The organism is Arthrobacter rhizophilus (assembly GCF_026241105.1).
GTDB lineage: Bacteria > Actinomycetota > Actinomycetes > Actinomycetales > Micrococcaceae > Arthrobacter.
The window spans coordinates 76,471-94,990 of record NZ_JAPFFT010000019.1; the positions used below are offsets into that span (position 1 = coordinate 76,471).

Below are 18,520 nucleotides of genomic sequence, written 5' to 3' on the forward strand. Positions count from 1 at the left end.
CAGGATGAATACTGCTTACATTCTGCCATTTATTGACGGCGCCCGGGACATCGTCCGACGTCTGGACAGTCGAGTCTTACGTGGGGTCTTCTCCGCGCGAAAGGCTGTCCCAGCTGTCGATCTCATCGACCGGACCGGAACCCGCGCGCGCTGTCCGGCTGGCGACGTCGTACTTGGTGCGCGCCTTCCAGCGCCGGCCGGCGAGCGGCAGCAAGCCGCCACACAAAGCCAGCAAACCAGCAGCTACGACGGCGAGAATCGGGAACACCGTGGACGACGCCGCTGCTCTACCACCCGAGATCCCGGTGGTTGCCGCAATGGTTCCTTGCGCCGCGCCGAGGGGGTCGGCCAAGACCGTGGCTGCGGCGACGATGATTCCTGCCGACGCAAACACAATGATCGTTGCAATGATCCAACGCGAAAGCTTGCCGGCAATGGATGATGCCAAGCCTCCGGCGAGGGCCACAAGCGCCAAGGCCGTCACGGCAGTTGCCGCCTTGCTCCCCTGAACGTGTAGGTCGGCATTGGCCGCAGCTGCGGGGTCGAGCCGGACGTCGATCCAGCTCTGCGTCGTGGTCCCGAAAACCGCGAGGGCCAGAATTACCATGGCGAGTACGACGTTGGCCTTGCGGGCCCACACGGGAGGCTTTGCGGCGGGCGCCTGAGGGGGAACCGAACTCACGGGGTGGGTTTCCTGTCGGCAGTGTCAGCGGAAACCACGTCGGCGGACACCGTGTCCGGTGAAATGTTGTGGAGCGATCCGGCGGTATGCACGGCACGCAAAGGGGCCGCCGCCTTGTTGACGGTCTCGAGTGCTTCGGACGGCTTGTGGGAATCGGCCACAATGCCGCCGCCGGCCTGGACATAGGCCCGCCCCTCGCGCAACAGAGCCGAACGGATGGCGATCGCCATGTCCATGTCGCCTGCGAAGTCCAGGTAACCCACCACTCCGCCGTAGATGCCGCGGCGGTGCGGTTCGAGTTCGTCCAGCAGGCGCAGCGCGCGAGGCTTGGGTGCACCGGATAGCGTGCCGGCGGGGAAAGTCGCCTTCAGCACGTCGTACGCCTTGGCGCCGGGCGCCAATTCGCCGACCACCGTGGACACCAAATGCATAATGTGGCTGAAACGTTCGACTTCCATGAACTGCGTGACGTCCACTGTTCCTGCCACGCAGACCTTCGAGAGGTCGTTGCGGGACAGGTCCACGAGCATGAGGTGTTCGGCGCGTTCCTTCTGGTCCCCGAGCAACTCGGTGGCCAGCGCCTTGTCCGCTTCGACGGTCTTGCCGCGGGGCCGCGATCCGGCAATCGGGTGGGTGATGACCTCATTGCCGGTGACCGTCACCAAGGCCTCGGGAGAGGAGCCGACAATCGTGTATTCTCGGCCGTCCGCGTCTTCAAGGCTGAAGAGGTACATGTACGGGCTCGGGTTGGTGTTGCGCAGCACGCGGTACACATCCAGCGGGTCCGCGGCGCACTCCATTTCGAAGCGGCGCGAGATGACCACCTGGAAGACTTCACCGTCTACGATCGCTTCCTTGCCGCGATCGATCGCGTTCAGGTAATCCTGCTCGTCCCAGCGTTCCCGCACGCTCGAGGCGAAGTCGAGGGCCTCGGATTTCAAAACGGACACAGGCTGCCTCACGGGCGTGCTGATTTTGTCCAGCAGTCCCTTAACCCGGGCGACGGCGTCGTGCCAGGCTTCGTCCACGCGTTCCGAACTGTTGTCGAAGTTGATCGCGTTGGCGATCAACAGGACGGTGCCATCCATGTTGTCGTGGACGGCCATGTCCGTGACGAGGTTCAAAGCCATTTCCGGTAGGTGGAGGTCATCCTCCGGCGGGCTGGTCAACTTCTCCCAATGCCGGACTGTTTCCCAACCGAGGAAACCTACCAGGCCCGAGGTGAACGGAGGAAGATCCGGAAAGCGGTCGGTCTGCAGGGCAGCTACGGTGTCTCGGACCGCATCGACGGGGCTGCCGTCTACCGGCACACCGACGGGAGGCTCGCCGATCCAGTGGGCCTGGCCGTCCTTGCTGGTCAATGTGGCACGGGACCGGGCACCGATGAACGAATAGCGGGACCATGCTCCCCCGACGGCTGCCGATTCCAGGAGGAAGGTGCCTGGCTGGCCCTGGGCCAACTTTCGGTATAGCCCGATGGGAGTTTCGGCGTCGGCCAGTACCCTGAGCCGGACCGGGATGACACGGCTGTGTTCGGCGAGTTCGCGGAACTCCTCCAGGCCCGGGCTGATGATTCCAAGGTCCTGCATGGCTTGTGTTCTCCGCCTCTTCTTGTGTTGCTTAAGTGGATGGTGGGTTGTGGCCTAGTCCCGCTTGCCAGTCACGGCGGCGAGGCTCCGGTCATCGAAGCATGTGCGCGTACCCGTGTGACAAGCAGCCCCTACCTGATCGACGCGGACCAGGAGGGCGTCGCCGTCGCAGTCCAAGGCCACCGACTTGACGAACTGGACGTGCCCGGAGGTGTCTCCCTTGCGCCAGTATTCCTGGCGGGAGCGCGAGAAGAACGTCACGCGGCCAGTGGTCAGGGTCCGATGCAACGCCTCGTCATCCATCCAGCCGAGCATCAGCACTTCATCGGTGTCGAACTGCTGGATGATCGCCGCCACAAGGCCGGCAGAATCTCGCTTGAGCGCAGCGGCCAGCTCATGAGGGAGCGGACTTCCGGGCTCGACGACGGCCTCCGCGGCGAACGCGGCAGCGGGCGTGGCTTGGGGTGTTGACTGCTCAGACATCAGATCAAGTCTAGTGCCTCCTGTAGACCCGAAATTCAGTGGCGGTTCCACTGCGCAACAGAGGGCGTCTCGTGCTAGTTTCACAAGTGATGCATTTCGTCGATCCCTCCCGCGAAGTACTGGCCGAAACACTCCTGGCGGCCGGACCTGACTCCCCCACGCTCTGCGAAGGGTGGCTGACCAGGGACCTCGCGGCGCACCTTTACCTACGCGAACGCAAAGCGGCCGCCGGTATCGGATTGTTCGTCAAAAGCCTTGCCAGGGCTTCGGACAAGGCCACGGCCAAACTGGCCTCCAAGCTCAAGACCACGGAAGATTACGCCGAGCTGGTCAACACTTTCCGCTCTGGGCCTCCTGCCTTGTCCCCCCTGAAAATCAAAGCCCTCGACGAATCCTCCAACCTCATTGAATATTTCGTACACACGGAAGACATTCGCCGGGCTGGAGACCGTTGGGCTCCGCGGGCGCTCGATGAGGAATACTCGGACGCCCTATGGGACGAATTGATCAAGCGGGCTGCCATTCTCTACCGGGGCGTGGACCTTGGAATCGTCTTGGTACGCCCCACCGGTCCCCGCCATGTTGCCAAGCGCGCTCCCGTGTCCGTCGCCATCGTGGGCGAGCCCGGCGAACTGCTGATGCACGCCCATGGCCGCACGCATCACGCCCTGGTCACCTTCGAAGGCCAGCCGGACGCCGTCGCACTGCTCCAGTCAGCCGAAGTCGGCCTCTGACCTGCTAGCGGACCAGGAAACCTGCTTCGCGAATCGCGGCCTTGACCTGGGCGATCATGTCGTCCGGACCGAAGTGGAACACTGAAGCGGCCAGTACTGCGTCGGCACCCGCTTCTACTGCGGGCGGGAAATGCGCCGGCTCTCCCGCGCCGCCGGAAGCGATGATCGGGATGTGGACGGCTGCACGGACCAAGCGGATGAGTTCGAGGTCGAAGCCGTCCTTGGTGCCGTCGGCGTCAATGGAGTTCAGGAGGATCTCCCCCACACCACGGTCCGCCGCTTCCTTGGCCCACGCAATGGCGTCGATTCCGGTTCCCTGACGCCCGCCGTGGGTGGTCACCTCGAAGCCGGAAGCCGTGGGCTCGGAGCCGGGCCTCGTGCGCCGGGCGTCCACCGACAAGACAAGCACCTGCGATCCGAAGTGGCGGGTGATCTCGTCGATGACGTCCGGGCGTGCGACGGCGGCCGTGTTGATGGACGCCTTGTCCGCGCCGAAGCGCAGGAGCTTGTCCACTTCGGCCACGCCGCGGACACCACCGCCGACGGTCAACGGGATGAAGACTTCCTCGGCGGTGCGGCGAACGACGTCGAACGTTGTTTCCCGGTTGCCGGAAGAGGCCGTGACGTCAAGGAACGTGAGTTCGTCCGCCCCGGCGTTGTCATAGCGGTGCGCCAGCTCGACGGGGTCTCCGGCGTCGCGAAGGCCCTCGAAGTTGACGCCCTTGACTACACGGCCGGCGTCGACATCTAGGCAAGGGATGACCCGTACTGCTACAGCCATTGCTACTCCTGGAATTGTCTCGTGTCAGATGCGGCAGGCGTGGATGCTGCTGACCAGGATGGCGCGGGCGCCGAGGTCGTAGAGCTCGTCCATGATCCGGTTGGTTTCCTTTTTCGGAACCATGGAACGGACGGCAACCCACTCGGAGTCGCGCAGCGGAGACACCGTGGGCGACTCGAGACCCGGGGTGAGGGTGGCTGCTTCCTCCACGAGGTCCTTGCGGATGTCGTAGTCCATGAGCACGTACTGGCGGGCGACGAGCACGCCCTGCAGGCGCCGGATGAGGACCTCGATCTCCTTTGCGGTGCCGTTCGCCGCGCCACCCTCGCCGGTGCGGCGGATCAGGACGGCTTCGGACTTGAGGATCGGCTCGCCGAAGATCTCCATGCCGGCGGCTTTGAGCGTGTTGCCGGTTTCGACGACGTCGGCGATTGCGTCAGCGACGCCGAGACGCACGGAAGACTCCACGGCACCGTCGAGACGGACTACTTTGGCTTTGACGCCGCGCTCGGCGAGGTAGTCGCGCAAGAGGCCGTCATAACTGGTGGCCAGGCGCTTGCCCTCGAGCTGCTCGACGGTGGAGAAGTCACCGACGGGACCGGCGAAACGGAAGGTGGACGCGGCGAAACCGAGCGGAAGCAGCTCTTCGGCTTCCACCTGCGCGTCCAGCAGGAGGTCGCGGCCGGTGATCCCGACGTCGAGGGTTCCCTGGCCGACATACACGGCAATGTCGCGGGGGCGGAGGAAGAAGAACTCAATGTCGTTATCGGGATCGACCATGACTAGTTCGCGGGTATCACGACGCTGGCGGTATCCCGCCTCAGACAGCATCGCGGAGGCGGCTTCGGACAGGGATCCCTTGTTGGGGACGGCTACTCGCAGCATGAGGGGACTTTCTTGGGGAGTGGAAGGGTATGTTTCAGGCATTGTGCCCACGGCTGTGTTCTCGCACGGCACTGTGGGCGCGGGGGCCACGCTGGGGCCTCGTCAGACCTTTCAGGCCCGGACGGAGCGGACGTGGCTAGAGATGCTTGTAAACGTCTTCCAGGCCCAGACCCTTGGCGAGCATCAGGACCTGCAGGTGGTAGAGCAACTGGGAGATTTCCTCGGCCGCGGCTTCATCGGATTCATACTCTGCAGCCATCCAGACTTCAGCGGCTTCCTCCACGACTTTCTTGCCGATGCCGTGGATTCCGGAGTCCAATTCGGCGACGGTGCGGGAGCCTGCCGGACGGGTCGCTGCCTTTTCGCTCAGTTCTGCGAACAGCGTCTCGAAATTCTTCACGCCCTACAGCCTACTTGCTCGGGGCCGGTGACCGCCTGTCGGGTCATTGCATGACGGAAGGGATGTGAGCGAACGCACAATGTGCGCCGGCACGCCCACATCCCTTTCGTCGATTTGCTAGGAGTACTCCTTGAGGGTCAGTGCAGTGGAGAGCGCCGCGGTCACGGCTTCGTGTCCCTTGTCCTCGGACGAGCCTTCCAGTCCGGCGCGGTCGAGGCCCTGCTGCTCGGTGTCGCATGTGAGCACGCCGAAGCCCACCGGCACGCCGGTGCGGACGCTGACTTCAGTGAGTCCCGACGTCGCGGCCTGGCACACATAGTCAAAGTGCGGGGTACCGCCGCGGATGACGACGCCGAGGGCAACTACCGCGTCAAAATGCGTTGCGAGCCGTGCCGCCGCTACGGGAAGCTCAAACGCCCCCGGGACCCGCAACACGGTGGGCTCGGCGATGCCGGCTTCCTTCGCCGCGCGCAGTGCTCCGTCGAGGAGCCCGTCCATGATCTGCGTATGCCAACTGGCAGCCACAATGGCGAGCTTCAGCTGGTGCGTTTCCTCCGGGTTGAAGGTGGTGAGGTCGATGGTGGGGGCGCCGTGTCCGCTCATGGGTGTGTGGTAATCCATTCAGTCTTGTTAGAACAGTTCAGTCTTGTTCGAGCTCAAAAGTGCCGGCAGCTGCATGGGTACCGGCCGGTTCAGTGTCACCGAGGGTCAGCCGGTGGTCCATGCGGTCCTTCTTGGTCTGAAGGTACCGAAGGTTTTCTTCACGGGACGGAACCTCGGTGGGCACCATCTCGACAACCTTCACGCCAGCCGCCGCAAGCCTGTTTTGCTTGTCCGGGTTGTTGCTCAGGAGGCGGATTTCGTGAAGGCCCATTTCGGCAAGGATCTGGGCAGCCGCTTTGTAGCAGCGGGCGTCCACCGGCAGTCCGAGCTGCTCGTTGGCCTCGACCGTGTCGAATCCGGCCTCTTGCAGTGCGTAGGCCTTGATTTTGTTGGCCAGGCCGATGCCGCGGCCTTCCTGTCCGCGCAGGTAGAGCAGCGTGCCGCCCTCTTCGCGGATCAGCTCAAGGGCGTAGGCCAGCTGTTCGCCGCAATCGCAGCGGTACGATCCGAAGACATCGCCCGTGAGGCACTCCGAGTGAAGGCGCACCAGCGGGGCCTTGCCTGTACGCGGCGCTTTCGGGGAACTCACCGCCAGGTGTTCCGCACCCGTTGCAAGGTCGGTCCACGCCTGTGCCACGAACTCACCGAAGGCGGTGGGTAGCTGGACAATCGGGCCGCCGCTCACGGGATGCGTTGCGCGCGCGGGCGTGCCGCCGTCGTGCGTTGTCGCTGTAGTCATCGCTGCTCCTCGTTTCCTGCCGGAATTGCAACCTGGTGCTCAGCCTCCGACGCTACAACATAAGCCACGAGATCCTCGATCGAAATCAGAGGACATCCATGCTTGGCAGCGAACTCCCGGAGGCTGTCCAGGCGCATCATTTCACCATCGTCATGTACCAACTCGGCGATCACGCCCACCGGGGCGAGCCCCGCAAGCCGGCAGAGATCAACCGCCGCTTCCGTGTGTCCCGGACGTTCACGCACTCCACCCTTAACGGCCCGGAGCGGAAAAATATGCCCGGGACGGGTGATCGAGGACGGCGTGCTGCTGGAATCAGCCAGAATCCGTGCCGTCAGGGCCCTGTCCGTTGCGGAAATACCGGTACTCACTCCTACGGCGGCATCACAGGACACCGTGTAGGCCGTGCCCTTGGCATCTTCATTGACTACCACCATGGGCGGCAGTGCAAGGGCGTCAGCCCGCGACTCCTCAAGGGGAACGCAAATGACTCCCGAGCTGTAGCGGATGGTCCAGCCCATGAGGGCAGGCGTCGCGTGTTCGGCGGCGAAGATGATGTCGCCTTCGTTTTCGCGGTCTTCATTGTCCACAACAATGACCGGACGGCCAACTGCCATCGCCTTTACGGCCGCCTCAACGGGGTCCAGCCCCTGCCGGACCGCCGTCGCGCTGCCGTTGTGTTCGGCGCTCACAGGGCTGCCTCCCCGGTCGCAGCCGGAATGCGGAAGGACAGCAGTCGCTCGGTGTACTTGGCGAGCACATCCACTTCGAGGTTGGCGCGACCGCCGGTGGCCTTCGCCCCCAGTCCCGTTTCGTCCAGCGTGGTGGGAATGAGTCCAACCTCAAACCATGGATTCTCTTCTTCCGCGGGACTGACGGCAGTGACCGTCAGCGAAACGCCGTCGACGGCGATTGATCCCTTTTCGGCGATGTACCGTGCCAGCGGGGCCGGCACGGCGAAGCGGAGGCGGTCCCAGTTGCCCAGCGACTCGCGCTCCAGAAGCTGCCCGACGCCGTCGACGTGGCCCTGGACGACGTGGCCATCCAAGCGGCCGCCCGCCTGGACACATCTCTCGAGGTTCACAGCGTCACCCGCAGTCAGTTCGCCGATGGTGGTCCGGACGAGGGTTTCGCCCATGACGTCGACGCTGAACTCCCGGCCGTCGATGTCCGTTGCGGTGAGGCACACGCCGTTGACAGCGATCGAGCCGCCCAAGCCCAGTCCTTCAGTGGTGCTGGGGGCCATCAGGCGCAGCGTGGCGCTGGCCTCGCCGTCGTGCTCGACGGACAGGACCGTGCCTTGTTCAGCAACGATTCCGGTAAACATCAGTGTCCTCCTGTGGTGTTCTCCGAGGCGTCCTTGCCCGGAAATGGTTCATGGTGTTCGGTGTGGGACTTCGTCCAAGCCGGTTTGTTTCCGTCCGATGGTCCGGACCTCAAATGCAACCGGAGGTCACGACCCAGTGCATGGACCGCACCACCACCGGCGTCGTCCCAATTCCAATGCTGGGCGTCGGCCAGGGTGGTGATGCCGAGATCCGTCAGGGCCGGTGTACCGGCGCCCAACAGCGTGGGCGCAAGATAGACGATCAATTCATCCACAAGACCCGCGGCGAGGAAAGCACTCAGGATGCGGGAGCCGCCTTCCACCATGACGTGCCGGATGCCTTCGGCGAAGAGCAGTTCCAAGGCCTCGGCCGGGTCGCGGGTTGGCAGCTGGATGAACTTGCCGTCGGTTCCCCGGACCGCGGCGTCAGCGGGAACCTCGCGCAGCCCCATGACGGCTCGGAGCGGCTGGCTTTCCGATTCCTGGCCATCCGCTTCCCGCGCCGTCAGCCGCGGGTTGTCTACAAGGACGGTTTCCGTGCCTACCAGAATGGCGTCAATCAAGCGGCGCAATCCGTGATTGTCGGCCAACGATTCCGGACTCGAGATCCATTGGCTGGTTCCGTCCGCGGCGGCAATCCTGCTATCCAGGGTCTGTGCAATGTGAAGGGTGACGAACGGGCGCCTGGCCCCCACCGCCTGGAACCATTCGCGGTTCAGCTTCAGGGCCTCCCCTGCGCCCAGCCCGGACTGCACGTCCACTCCGGCGGCGCGCAGCGTGCCAGCACCTCCGGCAGCGGGATCGTGGGGATCGTCCACGGCGTAGACCACGCGGGTTATTCCGGCGTCAATGATGGCCCGCGCACACGGTCCGGTACGCCCGACGTGGTTGCATGGCTCCAAAGTCACCACCATGGTTGTCCCGGTGAGGTCCAAGCCCTTTGCCTGAGCCTTCGCGATCGCATCCGCCTCAGCATGTGCCGTGCCGGCGCCGCGGTGGTAGCCGGTGATGAGCTGCTCCCCGTTCGGCCCGAGCACTACGGCTCCCACCAACGGATTGGCGCCGCGGTGTCCCCGGAGGGCTACGTGCAGCGCAGTGTCCATGGCTGCGGACTCAGCGTCGGAGAATCCCTGGTTCGTTGCGTCGCTCATGGGAGGGCTCCTACCGGTTCCGGTTCGGCCGTTGGCGTGATTGCTTGGCTTTCACGTCGGTTTGCCCGCCACCACACGAAGAATCCGGCGAGCGTGAAGAAGCCATAAAAGAGGTACATGAAAGCGCTGGCGAAGTAGCCTGCGCTGAAAAGCAGCGGGACTCCCACGATGTCCACGGCAACCCAGATGAGCCAGAATTCGGTCCAGCCGCGTGCCATGCCATAGGTCGCCAGGAGTGAACCCATGAAGGTCCAAGCGTCGGCCCATACAGGCGGGTAGGAACCCATGGAATCGAAGACGGGAGTCAGGGCGGCGGTTCCCGCAAACATAGCTGCGACCATGGTGATGCGGACTTTGGAGCTTGCCCAGCTGGGCACGATGGCCCGTCCTTTGGTGCCGCGTTGAAGGCCCTGGCGCCAGCGGTGCCAGCCATAGACGGCGACGCTGATGAACATGATCTGGCGTCCGGCCTGGCCCCAGAGTGTTGCTGGCGAGGCGGCACCGAAGACGTTGCCAAGAAAGACCGTCAGCAGAAGCAGGTTGCCTGCGATCCCGATGGGCCATGCCCAGACTTTACGGCGCATGCCGCCCAGGGCGCTGGCGAGCCCGAAAATATTGCCTAGCACTTCGCGAAGAACAAGCACAGATCCGCCTACGGGAATCTGTGCTTCGAAGAGCCATCGCAGAAAGTCCATGTCGTTCCTTCCCTCGAATGCCGCGATGGCTCCGGGGGTGTACGACAGCGCAATGCCGGGCGCACGAAACGCCAAGGCATGACTGTACGTGCTTCTCCCATCCAGACTTTAACTGTCGGTACTGGAATTCCACCAGTTCAACCGTCCGCCGTCGTGATTCCCGTGAAGGAAACGCGATGGCTCGCGGGTCGCGGACTATAACCGCCGGTTCGGAATTACACCGACCCCGGAGCACGTATGTGTGTTGTTATTCTGTCACAACTGGAGGCGTTGCCGATGTATTCCCGGACCTATATGCAAGCAATTGCGTCATTGTTGTCACATTGCCGCCAGGCCCGCGGCGCGCAGCCGTTCAATAGCGGCAGCGGGGTCTTTATGGCCGTAGACGGCGGATCCGGCGACGAACACATTCGCACCTGCCTCGGCTGCCCGGACAATGGTTTCCTCGGTGACGCCGCCATCAACCTGAATTGCAACGCCAATTCCGGAGCCATCGATCGCGGCACGCGCCCGCCGGATCTTGGGCAGCGTAACGTCAAGGAAGGACTGCCCACCGAAACCCGGTTCCACGGTCATGATGAGGAGCATGTCCAGTTCACTGAGCATGTCCAGGTATGGCTCCACGGGGGTAGCCGGACGAAGAGCCATACCTGCCTTGGAACCGCGCGCACGGAGCTCGCGGGCGAGTTTGATGGGAGCCATCGCCGCTTCCGCATGGAAGGTCACGGACGCCACACCGGCGTCGGCGTAGGCCGGCGCCCAGCGGTCGGCGTCGGCGATCATCAGGTGGGCGTCCAGCGGGACCGGGCTCACAGCCTGGATCCGCTCCACAACCGGTAGGCCGAGCGTCAGGTTCGGGACAAAATGGTTGTCCATCACATCGACATGGACGGCGTCGGCGTTGCTGATTCTCTTCAGCTCGGCTTCCAGGTTCACGAAGTCCGCGGACAGGATGCTCGGGTTGATACAGCACTCAGTCAAGGCAGTTCCCTCAGTGTTGGTGGCAATCTGTTGGTTTTGGCAGTTCTCCAGCTTAGCCACGCTGGGTCGTTTGGCCGGGGAAAGGCGTCGAAGGTTACGGCTTCTTCCGGATAAGCGCCAGGAACATCGCGTCTGTTTGGTGCACGTGTGGCCACAGTTGGGCGGTCAACTCGTGACCGGCGCCCAGGTTGCCGGTCAGGCTGACAGCGTCCAAGGCCGCGCCGGCGTCGATCTGCTCCAAATCGTCCCGCTTGCGCAGGACATCGCTGACGACGGCGGTGGTTTCGGCCGGGTGCGGGGAGCACGTCACGTACGCCACCACTCCGCCCGGTTTCACGGCGTCGATGGCAGAGTTGAGCAATTCACGCTGCAACGGACCGAGATCGGCAAGGTCCTTGGGGGTCCGGCGCCAGCGTGATTCGGGGCGGCGGCGTAGCGCGCCAAGGCCGCTGCAGGGAACGTCGACCAAGACGCGGTCGAAAGTCTCCGGTTGTTCCTTGCCGACGTCGCGACCGTCGCCTACCCGCACAGTCCAGGCGTCCGCCGGAACCGCCGAGAGGGCTTGGCTGACCAGCTTTGCCCGGTGTTCGGCCGGTTCGTTGGCCAAGAGAGTCGCACCTTCCTGATGGGCGAGGGCGGCCAGCAACGCGGCTTTGCCACCCGGGCCGGCGCAAAGGTCCAGCCATTTCTCGCCACCCTTGGCGACGTGCCCGAGGTCCACGCCCACGACGGCGCGGGCTACCAACTGGGACCCAACGTCCTGGACGCGAGTGGTGCCTTCGCGGATGGAAGACATCCGGCCGAGATCGCCGCCGCTGGACAGCGCCGAGTCGATCACGAGTTCGCCGGGAGTAGCCCCGCCCTCAAGTGCTTCATCCAGGCTGCCGATGCCGGGCAGGGCCACCAGGTTCACCACGGGGGCTGCGTTGTCGGCTTCGAGCAGCTCGGTGATTTCACTCGCGGGGCGGCCGTGCAGGACGAGCGATTGGCGCAGCGCCCTGACAATCCATTCCGGGTGCGCGTGGCGTATGGAGGCGATCCTGGTTTCGTCGGTCTCGTTTTCCAGCAGGTAGTCGAGCCACTCCGGCAGCGTCCTGGCGGTGACTTTTCGCAGCACTGCGTTGATGAGCGACGACGGGCCTGCTCCGATGACCGCGCGGGCCAGCCCCACCGTCTGATCGAGTGCGGCGTGGGCCGGAACGCGCATGGCGAGCAGCTGGTGGGCACCAAGGCGCAACGCATCCAGGACTGCCGGATCGAGTTCGTCGAGCGGCCGGTCGACACATTTGGCGAGGACGGCGTCGTACATCCCCTGGCCGCGCAGCGCGCCGTAGCTCAGCTCGGTGGCGAATCCGGCGTCGCGCTTGTCCAGGTGATGGTGGCGGATCCGTGAAGGCAACACGAGGTTGGCGTATGCGTCTTCCGATGCGACCGCGCGCAGAACTTCGAAGGCCACCAAGCGTGCCGGATCCGCGCGTCGGGTCCGCTGGGACGGTGCGTTTGCGGAGAAACCGCGCTGCGGACCCCGGTTGCGTTCACGGCCTTGGGCGTCGCGTTTGCTCTCGCCGCGGGGACCGCGGTTGCCGTGACCTCCGCCGTCCCTGTTCCCACTGTTGTTAGGGCCGCGCCGGCCGGACTCACTCATTCGAATTCCACGCTTTCTGGTGTTGCCAAACCACGGGCCCAATCGGCCGACGGCATCATCTTCTTGCCTGCTGGCTGGATCCGCCCTAGCTGCACTGCATGGGATCCGGTCCCGACCAGGACGTTCTTACCGTCAACCCGGATCTGACCCGGCGCAAGATCGCGGGTGTCCGGGCGCATACCCACCGGCTCGAGCTTAACCCGTTGCCCGTCGAGCATGGTCCAGGCTCCGGGTTCCGGGGTGACGCCGCGGGATCTGCGGTTGATGGCGAGGGCCGGTTGCGTCCAGTCGAGCCGGCCGTCGTCGAGCGTCAGCTTGGGCGCTAGCGAGACATCGCCCTGCTGGGGCAAGGGGGCCGCTTTGCCGGATTCGACGGCGGATAGTGTCTGGGCGAGCAGCACCGCGCCACTGCGCGAGAGCCGCTCCAGCAAGTCGCCCGCGGTGTCATCGGGCCGAACGGTTTCCATCAAGGTCCCGAAAATAGGTCCGGTGTCGAGTCCTTCCTCGAGGAGAAAGGTCGCAGCCCCGGTGATGTCGTCACCGGCGATGAGTGAACGCTGCACCGGTGCGGCACCCCGCCACGCAGGGAGGAGGGAGAAGTGGAGGTTGATCCAGCCGTGGCGCGGTACTCCGAGGGCGGCCTTGGGGACAAGGCCTCCGTAGGCGACAATCGCTGCGACGTCCGGCTCATAAGAAGCGATCCGTTCCGTGGTCCCGGCGTCCACCTTGGAGGCGTGGATGATGTCGATGCCAAGTTCGGCCGCACGTGCTGCCACGGGGGACGGCGTGAGGATGCGTTTTCGGCCCGTAGGAGCATCCGGCCTGGTCAGCACCGCCACGATCTCCAAGCCTGCCTCGGTCAACGCGTCAAGGGAAGGGATGGCTACGGCTGGGGTGCCGGCGAAAAGCACCCTCATTCGGCAGCCCCGAAACTGCCGAAGCTGGAGCCAACCGTGTTGGCCCGCTTGGCGGTGGTTTGTTCAGTGACGGAATGGTAATTCGCCGCGCGGATGGCCCGGAGGGCGGTTTTGCGGTCCTCGCCTTCCAAACGGTCCGTGAAAAGGATGCCGTCCAGGTGATCGGTTTCGTGCTGGAAACAGCGGGCGAGCATGCCCTCCGCCTCAACCGCCACGGGGTTGCCGTTGATATCCACGCCCGTGGCGCGGGTGGTCCTGCGGCGGCGAACCGGGAACGCGAGTCCGGGAATGGAGAGGCAGCCCTCTACTTCGTCGGGCTGGAAGTCATCGCTGTTCTCAAGCACGGGGTTGATGATGTGGCCTTCTACGCCGCCGATCCGGTAGGTGAAGACCCGCTGGCTGACGCCGACCTGCGGGGCGGCGAGGCCGGCGCCGTCCACGTCTTCCATGGTTTCAGTCATGTCCGACACGAGTTTGGCGAGCTCAGGCCCGAATTCCGCGACCGGATCAGCAACCGTGCGGAGCACGGGATCGCCGATGATACGGATACTCAAAATGGCCATGTGCTGTCTTTCCTCACGATCGGCGAAGCTTCGGTCCCTGCATAAGGGGGCCTAAGCCAGTTTAGTTGAGCCTGAAGGCGCCGCGGTGGCCGGGTACGACGGCGGAGCTACCGGCAGCAGCGCCGTTCCGGCCGCGGCAACATCGGCAGACATCTCCCACACCCTCTTCAAGGCGCAGAACTTCCACCAGTGGTGCTTGAGAACGTCCGGATTGGCCCGCTGGGGACGCACCTCGGTTTCGCCGATGGCCACGGCAAGCAGAACAGGGATCTCTCCGTATTTCCACGGCTCCCACTCCCCCGCCGCCGGGTCCACAAGGCTTTCCTCGGCCTTCATCCCGGCCACCAATTGCATCACCACTTTGTCGTCGAGGGGTTTAACGGTTCCATCCCGGGTGGTGCCTTTGGTCTTATAGTCGATCAAGCAGATCCGGCCGTTGATTTTGGCCACGAGGTCCAGTGTCCCGGCGTAACCGACGCTTGAGTTCCACACCGTGATTTCAGGTGCAATGGGCTCCACCCGGTACAACTCCCACCATTCGTCGAAACGGGCCGCGAAGGCTTCTTCGCCGTTTGAGGCCAGCTCTTCGCGGGTTTCCTTCGCTCGGTGCGGGCGTCCGAGCGCACGAAGGGCTACTTGTTCGCAGTAGTTATGCACGCGGTCGCCCCGGCGTGCGGCGTCGTCCCGGTAAACCTCGGCCGCTTTGGCTGCTTTGTTGACGGCCTGCCGCATCTTGGCAGGACTGGAGAGATGCTGGGGAAGTTCCGGGTCTTTCGCCAGACTACTTGCGCCCATGTAGCCGAACCAGCCGTCCAGGGAGTGGGCCTGCTGGCCGATCACCGTGGTGATGGAAGGGACCGAGAAGGACTCAGACGTGGACCGGGCATACATCCGGCCGTATTCAGTGGCGTGGGCAAGCAGTGGATCTGTCATAGGAAAACTCTTTCACACACCGCTGACAGGAAGATGCGGGGCCGTCGTGACTAAACCGCGTAATGAACAAGGCACTCCTGCATGGCGCACCGGGTCCTTTGACCCGCGATGCCATAATTGGTCACGTCCTCGGATACGGGAGCGAACATTGGGCCTCGATATAACAACACTGCGAGTGGCTCTTGGCGTGGTCGCGCTTACCCTGCTCCTCCTGTTCTACGCATCATTTCGGCGCACGCGGTCGTCCTACAACGGTTGGTGGTGCATCGCCCTCCTTTTCTTTTTTTCAGGGAACTTGGCCTTCCTTCTCAACGGGACACCTCATCAAGTCTGGGCAAATCCATCGGGAAACGTCCTCCTGGTGGGTGGAGCGTTCAGCGTGTGGACCGGCGCCCGTTCCTTGAGGAAGTTGACGCCGCCAAGCTGGCAATTTGCCGCAGCATGCGGCGTCACCGCCCTCGCCTCTGCATTGGAAGGCCCCGGATACAACACGTGGTCCGGAGGATTGGTGTATCTGGGATTCATGACGCTGGGCATCGCGTTGGCGTCCCGTGATCTGTGGTTGCTGGATTCCAGCTACTCCCATGTCCACAAATCGATGGCGCTGGCCGCGGCGTTCATGGCTGCCTACTACTTCTGCCGCCTGTCCGTGTACCTCGTCGAAGGTCCAACCGGCCCAAGTTTCCGCCTGTATTTTGGCCCGGCCATGGCGAGCCTGGTCACGCTGATACTCCTGGTTGCCGTGTCCTTCAGCATGACTGCCCTCAGCAACGACCAGTTGATCAACCGGCTGAGCGAACGGGCTGCCCGTGACAACCTGACCGGGCTCCTCAACCGCGGCACCTTCCTGGAGTTGGCCACCAAGGAACTGAAGCGCCTACACGCCACAAGTTCAGTTGCTTCCCTGATCTTGGCTGACATGGACCACTTCAAATCGATCAATGATGAACACGGCCATCCTGCCGGTGACGCCGCGCTCCAAGCCTTCGCGGCTGCCTGCACGGAATCGGTGCGATCCACCGACTTGGTCGGACGATACGGTGGGGAAGAGTTCATCCTTCTCCTGCCTGGAGCGAACCAGGAACGGGCTGAAAGCATCGCTGCCGACATCAGCCGCGCCCTGGCGGAAACCAAAAGCCTCCCCGGCATACAAATTCCAACCGCGAGTTATGGCGTTACCGCTAGCTCGCTCAACGGCGTCGACCTGTCGGCGATGATTGCTGCCGCAGATGCAGCCCTTTACCAAGCCAAGTCGCTCGGACGGAACCGCGTGGTCGGGGCAGCCCCCAATGCTGGCTTTGCTGCTCGCTGATTTTTCGGAAGATTCCTCCAGCCTCAGCCCTGCTCGGGCCAGCGGCTATGTACGACAGCATTGAATCAGCAACCAATGTCGATCGTCGCGGTGTCATGGAAGTTGAAGTTGTTGATGGATTCGAATCGGGCAAGCGAACGGTCAAGGCCGAGCTAGGAGCTCAGGTTTTTTAGCGGCGGACTCCTCTTCCGTCACAATCCCTGCGTCCCTCAACTGCCCAAGCTGAGAAAGTTGGTCCATCACTTAGGAGTTCCAGTGGTAGTGGCCGTTTTTGTCGGCCCCTTTGCCGCCACAAATATAGATCCCGCCGTTGGTTCCAACCCCCCGCAGGGCTACATCAGCATTGGGACAGAACGCGCCCGGGATTATCCCTTGGATCCTGTTCGGGGCAGGAGGTCCGGGATCCGCGGGTGCGGCTGGTGCTGGCGGTTGCGCCGGTACGACAGGCGCTGGTGCTGGCCGTTGAGCCGGTACGACGGGCACTGGTGCTGGTGCGGCAGGTGCTGGCGCAACGGGTGCCGGCGGTGCGGGAGGTGGAGCCACAACCACCGTCGTGGGAGCAGCGGGCGAGGGCGGGGGTACAGAAGCGTTCGGCTTGGCGGTAGCGCTTGACGAGGAGGTGGTCGTAACTACCGCGGTCTCGCTTGGTACGTTGCGTGCTGGTGACGCCGGCGCACCACACGCGGCCAAGGCCAGTGCGATGAACGCGCCTACAACGGCGCGCTGGGCAGAGTGAAATGAGACCATGATTCCCCCAATAGGCCAACGAATTGCGGAAAGAATATGCCCAGGGGTCGGCAAAATATAGAGCGATGTCTCAGATCCACCCACCTTCTCGGCGCAGAGGGGACCCCAACGTCGAGCGACAGGTCAACTACGTGCGGAACAACGGCCCCGAACTCATCCAGCCGGCCGCTTGATCTCCCCCGTCGCTGGGGCTGCCGGAGTGCTTCCGGGGTTTCGCTTGCGATAACCTGGCGGCCGTCCCCAGCGTCCAAATACGAAGACAAAAGCTACCAGTGCCGCGCCCACTAGCACCGCTATGACCCAGATCCACTGTTGCCCGTCCAAGTTTCCCCCGATCTGAGCTCAGTCCTTGGCAAGCCGGCCTGAGGCTTTTCGGCTTGGATTCTGGGCGAAACAATAGATTGGACCGTAACCACTTTCGCGAGTGGTCGCTACTCGACTCCTGAGGCTCCAGCGATGCTGTTATTTAACGAACACGTCCGTTATTGGACGAGCTCAGGGGAGGTGGTTGGAGGGTGCTCACGGGCTACTCCTGGGTCGGTGTCCTTTTGAACTGCCCAGCCGGAGCCTCATGCACGTATCTTGCACGCTGCAGGTCAGGAAGGCTGGAAGCGCCTCTGACCTGCGGTTTCTTTGGTGGGCGATACTGGGTTCGAACCAGTGACCTCTTCGGTGTGAACGAAGCGCGCTACCACTGCGCCAATCGCCCGTGCACAAGAAGACTAACCGACCCCGGCCGGAATTCAAAAATCGGGAAAACGGCAGGAAAAGCCACTAGGAAACTCGCGGGTCTCCATGACGCATCGGAGGAGGCAAGCCGGCTTCTCCACCACTTAACCAGCCACTCGACGGGCCCGAAACTGCCGATGAATCACAGCGGTGTAACTCGAATAATCCGCGCCAATTCAGGGAACTTGGGTCCATTGCTTACGATTCGGACCAAACGATTTGGAGTTTCCCGGAACCTCCTATAGAGTTTTTACTCGTCGGAAAGCGACGGAATGCCCCCTGCGGGCAGCCCGCCGAATAAGACTATGCGGACGTAGCTCAGCTGGTAGAGCACCACCTTGCCAAGGTGGATGTCGCGAGTTCGAATCTCGTCGTCCGCTCGCAGGACACTGTCACGGCATTGACTTCTTGGAACCCCAGGAATCGTGCTTACACGGTGGGTTGGCCGAGAGGCGAGGCAGCGGCCTGCAAAGCCGTATACACGGGTTCGAATCCCGTACCCACCTCGGTGAAAACCTTGGTTTCCGGTCCAGGCCGGATTGCATTTGGGCGATTGGCGCAGCGGTAGCGCGCTTCCCTGACACGGAAGAGGTCACTGGTTCGATCCCAGTATCGCCCACCAAG

Annotated in this window: 19 protein-coding genes, 4 tRNA genes and 1 riboswitch; of the genes, 5 read left to right on the top strand and 18 right to left on the bottom strand. The window is 63.5% G+C overall.

From position 1 onward, the window contains the following. Positions 1-76: 76 nt before the first annotated feature. The 3 genes from OOZ51_RS15805 to hisI are packed head-to-tail and all read right to left on the bottom strand — an operon-like array spanning position 77 to position 2,754. Positions 77-682, bottom strand: coding sequence for a Trp biosynthesis-associated membrane protein (locus OOZ51_RS15805; RefSeq protein WP_265980735.1), 606 nt, complete (start codon positions 680-682; stop codon positions 77-79). Further along, positions 679-2,271 (bottom strand): anthranilate synthase component I, encoded by a 1,593-nt coding sequence (locus OOZ51_RS15810; protein ID WP_265980736.1) that lies wholly within the window; start codon positions 2,269-2,271, stop codon positions 679-681. The genes OOZ51_RS15805 and OOZ51_RS15810 overlap by 4 nt, the downstream gene beginning before the upstream one ends. 54 nt (positions 2,272-2,325) lie before the next feature. Next, positions 2,326-2,754 carry a phosphoribosyl-AMP cyclohydrolase gene (gene hisI, locus OOZ51_RS15815; protein ID WP_265980737.1) on the bottom strand — a complete coding sequence of 143 codons (429 nt, stop codon included), beginning with the start codon at positions 2,752-2,754 and terminating at the stop codon, positions 2,326-2,328. A gap of 89 nt (positions 2,755-2,843) precedes the next feature. On the opposite strand from hisI, the gene OOZ51_RS15820 reads away from it, so the two are divergent. Further along, complete coding sequence (locus OOZ51_RS15820; RefSeq protein WP_265980752.1) at positions 2,844-3,488, top strand: TIGR03085 family metal-binding protein; 645 nt, start codon at positions 2,844-2,846, stop codon at positions 3,486-3,488. Between the two features lie 4 nt (positions 3,489-3,492). Here the strand turns inward: OOZ51_RS15820 and hisF are convergent, their stop codons facing one another. The 14 genes from hisF to OOZ51_RS15890 form a co-directional block, all read right to left on the bottom strand. Continuing rightward, positions 3,493-4,269: an imidazole glycerol phosphate synthase subunit HisF gene (gene hisF / locus OOZ51_RS15825; protein WP_234750232.1), complete on the bottom strand. Its 777-nt coding sequence runs from the start codon at positions 4,267-4,269 to the stop codon at positions 3,493-3,495. 24 nt (positions 4,270-4,293) lie between these two features. Then, the gene (hisG, locus tag OOZ51_RS15830) at positions 4,294-5,154 is read right to left on the bottom strand and encodes an ATP phosphoribosyltransferase (protein WP_265980738.1); all 861 of its coding nucleotides are present in this window, start codon (positions 5,152-5,154) and stop codon (positions 4,294-4,296) included. A gap of 136 nt (positions 5,155-5,290) precedes the next feature. Continuing rightward, on the bottom strand, positions 5,291-5,554 hold the full coding sequence (locus tag OOZ51_RS15835) for a phosphoribosyl-ATP diphosphatase (protein WP_078105460.1): 264 nt from the start codon (positions 5,552-5,554) through the stop codon (positions 5,291-5,293). Positions 5,555-5,671: 117 nt separating this feature from the next. After that, entirely contained in the window at positions 5,672-6,157 is a 486-nt protein-coding gene (gene ribH / locus OOZ51_RS15840) for a 6,7-dimethyl-8-ribityllumazine synthase (protein ID WP_265980753.1), read from the bottom strand. Between the two features lie 37 nt (positions 6,158-6,194). After that, a complete protein-coding gene (gene ribA, locus OOZ51_RS15845; RefSeq protein ID WP_265980739.1) occupies positions 6,195-6,896 on the bottom strand; it encodes a GTP cyclohydrolase II in 702 nt (233 codons plus the stop codon). After that, positions 6,893-7,588: a 3,4-dihydroxy-2-butanone-4-phosphate synthase gene (gene ribB / locus OOZ51_RS15850; RefSeq protein WP_265980740.1), complete on the bottom strand. Its 696-nt coding sequence runs from the start codon at positions 7,586-7,588 to the stop codon at positions 6,893-6,895. The genes ribA and ribB overlap by 4 nt, the downstream gene beginning before the upstream one ends. Next, positions 7,585-8,223, bottom strand: a complete 639-nt coding sequence (locus OOZ51_RS15855) for a riboflavin synthase (RefSeq protein WP_265980741.1) — start codon at positions 8,221-8,223, stop codon at positions 7,585-7,587. The genes ribB and OOZ51_RS15855 overlap by 4 nt, the downstream gene beginning before the upstream one ends. Continuing rightward, the gene (gene ribD, locus OOZ51_RS15860; protein WP_265980742.1) at positions 8,223-9,374 is read right to left on the bottom strand and encodes a bifunctional diaminohydroxyphosphoribosylaminopyrimidine deaminase/5-amino-6-(5-phosphoribosylamino)uracil reductase RibD; all 1,152 of its coding nucleotides are present in this window, start codon (positions 9,372-9,374) and stop codon (positions 8,223-8,225) included. The genes OOZ51_RS15855 and ribD overlap by 1 nt, the downstream gene beginning before the upstream one ends. Then, the gene (gene pnuC / locus OOZ51_RS15865) at positions 9,371-10,069 is read right to left on the bottom strand and encodes a nicotinamide riboside transporter PnuC (protein WP_265980743.1); all 699 of its coding nucleotides are present in this window, start codon (positions 10,067-10,069) and stop codon (positions 9,371-9,373) included. Before pnuC ends, ribD begins: the two co-directional genes overlap by 4 nt. An 84-nt stretch (positions 10,070-10,153) precedes the next feature. After that, positions 10,154-10,308, bottom strand: a riboswitch (FMN riboswitch). A gap of 79 nt (positions 10,309-10,387) precedes the next feature. After that, complete coding sequence (gene rpe / locus OOZ51_RS15870) at positions 10,388-11,050, bottom strand: ribulose-phosphate 3-epimerase (protein WP_265980754.1); 663 nt, start codon at positions 11,048-11,050, stop codon at positions 10,388-10,390. A gap of 94 nt (positions 11,051-11,144) precedes the next feature. Then, positions 11,145-12,695, bottom strand: coding sequence for an RsmB/NOP family class I SAM-dependent RNA methyltransferase (locus tag OOZ51_RS15875; RefSeq protein WP_265980744.1), 1,551 nt, complete (start codon positions 12,693-12,695; stop codon positions 11,145-11,147). Then, positions 12,692-13,612 carry a methionyl-tRNA formyltransferase gene (gene fmt, locus OOZ51_RS15880; RefSeq protein WP_265980745.1) on the bottom strand — a complete coding sequence of 307 codons (921 nt, stop codon included), beginning with the start codon at positions 13,610-13,612 and terminating at the stop codon, positions 12,692-12,694. Before fmt ends, OOZ51_RS15875 begins: the two co-directional genes overlap by 4 nt. After that, positions 13,609-14,175, bottom strand: a complete 567-nt coding sequence (gene def / locus OOZ51_RS15885) for a peptide deformylase (protein WP_265980746.1) — start codon at positions 14,173-14,175, stop codon at positions 13,609-13,611. Before def ends, fmt begins: the two co-directional genes overlap by 4 nt. 51 nt (positions 14,176-14,226) lie before the next feature. After that, positions 14,227-15,108 carry a cytochrome gene (locus tag OOZ51_RS15890; RefSeq protein ID WP_265980747.1) on the bottom strand — a complete coding sequence of 294 codons (882 nt, stop codon included), beginning with the start codon at positions 15,106-15,108 and terminating at the stop codon, positions 14,227-14,229. Positions 15,109-15,256: 148 nt separating this feature from the next. On the opposite strand from OOZ51_RS15890, the gene OOZ51_RS15895 reads away from it, so the two are divergent. After that, entirely contained in the window at positions 15,257-16,420 is a 1,164-nt protein-coding gene (locus tag OOZ51_RS15895) for a GGDEF domain-containing protein (protein WP_265980748.1), read from the top strand. Positions 16,421-17,801: 1,381 nt separating this feature from the next. On the opposite strand, the gene OOZ51_RS15900 is transcribed toward OOZ51_RS15895, so the two are convergent. Beyond that, positions 17,802-17,876 (bottom strand) — tRNA-Val (locus OOZ51_RS15900). Between the two features lie 327 nt (positions 17,877-18,203). Here OOZ51_RS15900 and OOZ51_RS15905 point away from each other — a divergent pair. From OOZ51_RS15905 to OOZ51_RS15915, 3 genes are all read left to right on the top strand, one after another. Beyond that, positions 18,204-18,276: transfer RNA gene (locus OOZ51_RS15905), tRNA-Gly, on the top strand. Positions 18,277-18,331: 55 nt separating this feature from the next. Continuing rightward, positions 18,332-18,402, top strand: a tRNA-Cys gene (locus OOZ51_RS15910). Positions 18,403-18,443: 41 nt separating this feature from the next. Next, a tRNA-Val gene (locus OOZ51_RS15915) sits at positions 18,444-18,518 on the top strand. Positions 18,519-18,520 lie beyond the last annotated feature (2 nt).

Excerpts from the sequence above, each read along its gene's own strand:
- OOZ51_RS15875 (WP_265980744.1), bottom strand. The coding sequence starts at position 12,695 with ATGAGTGAGTCCGGCCGGCGCGGCCCTAACAACAGTGGGAACAGGGAC.
- OOZ51_RS15820 (WP_265980752.1), top strand. The coding sequence starts at position 2,844 with ATGCATTTCGTCGATCCCTCCCGCGAAGTACTGGCCGAAACACTCCTG.
- pnuC (WP_265980743.1), bottom strand. The coding sequence starts at position 10,069 with ATGGACTTTCTGCGATGGCTCTTCGAAGCACAGATTCCCGTAGGCGGA.
- hisG (WP_265980738.1), bottom strand. The coding sequence starts at position 5,154 with ATGCTGCGAGTAGCCGTCCCCAACAAGGGATCCCTGTCCGAAGCCGCC.
- OOZ51_RS15810 (WP_265980736.1), bottom strand. The coding sequence starts at position 2,271 with ATGCAGGACCTTGGAATCATCAGCCCGGGCCTGGAGGAGTTCCGCGAA.
- ribD (WP_265980742.1), bottom strand. The coding sequence starts at position 9,374 with ATGAGCGACGCAACGAACCAGGGATTCTCCGACGCTGAGTCCGCAGCC.
- fmt (WP_265980745.1), bottom strand. The coding sequence starts at position 13,612 with ATGAGGGTGCTTTTCGCCGGCACCCCAGCCGTAGCCATCCCTTCCCTT.
- ribA (WP_265980739.1), bottom strand. The coding sequence starts at position 6,896 with ATGACTACAGCGACAACGCACGACGGCGGCACGCCCGCGCGCGCAACG.
- hisF (WP_234750232.1), bottom strand. The coding sequence starts at position 4,269 with ATGGCTGTAGCAGTACGGGTCATCCCTTGCCTAGATGTCGACGCCGGC.
- hisI (WP_265980737.1), bottom strand. The coding sequence starts at position 2,754 with ATGTCTGAGCAGTCAACACCCCAAGCCACGCCCGCTGCCGCGTTCGCC.
- ribH (WP_265980753.1), bottom strand. The coding sequence starts at position 6,157 with ATGAGCGGACACGGCGCCCCCACCATCGACCTCACCACCTTCAACCCG.
- OOZ51_RS15855 (WP_265980741.1), bottom strand. The coding sequence starts at position 8,223 with ATGTTTACCGGAATCGTTGCTGAACAAGGCACGGTCCTGTCCGTCGAG.
- def (WP_265980746.1), bottom strand. The coding sequence starts at position 14,175 with ATGGCCATTTTGAGTATCCGTATCATCGGCGATCCCGTGCTCCGCACG.
- OOZ51_RS15890 (WP_265980747.1), bottom strand. The coding sequence starts at position 15,108 with ATGACAGATCCACTGCTTGCCCACGCCACTGAATACGGCCGGATGTAT.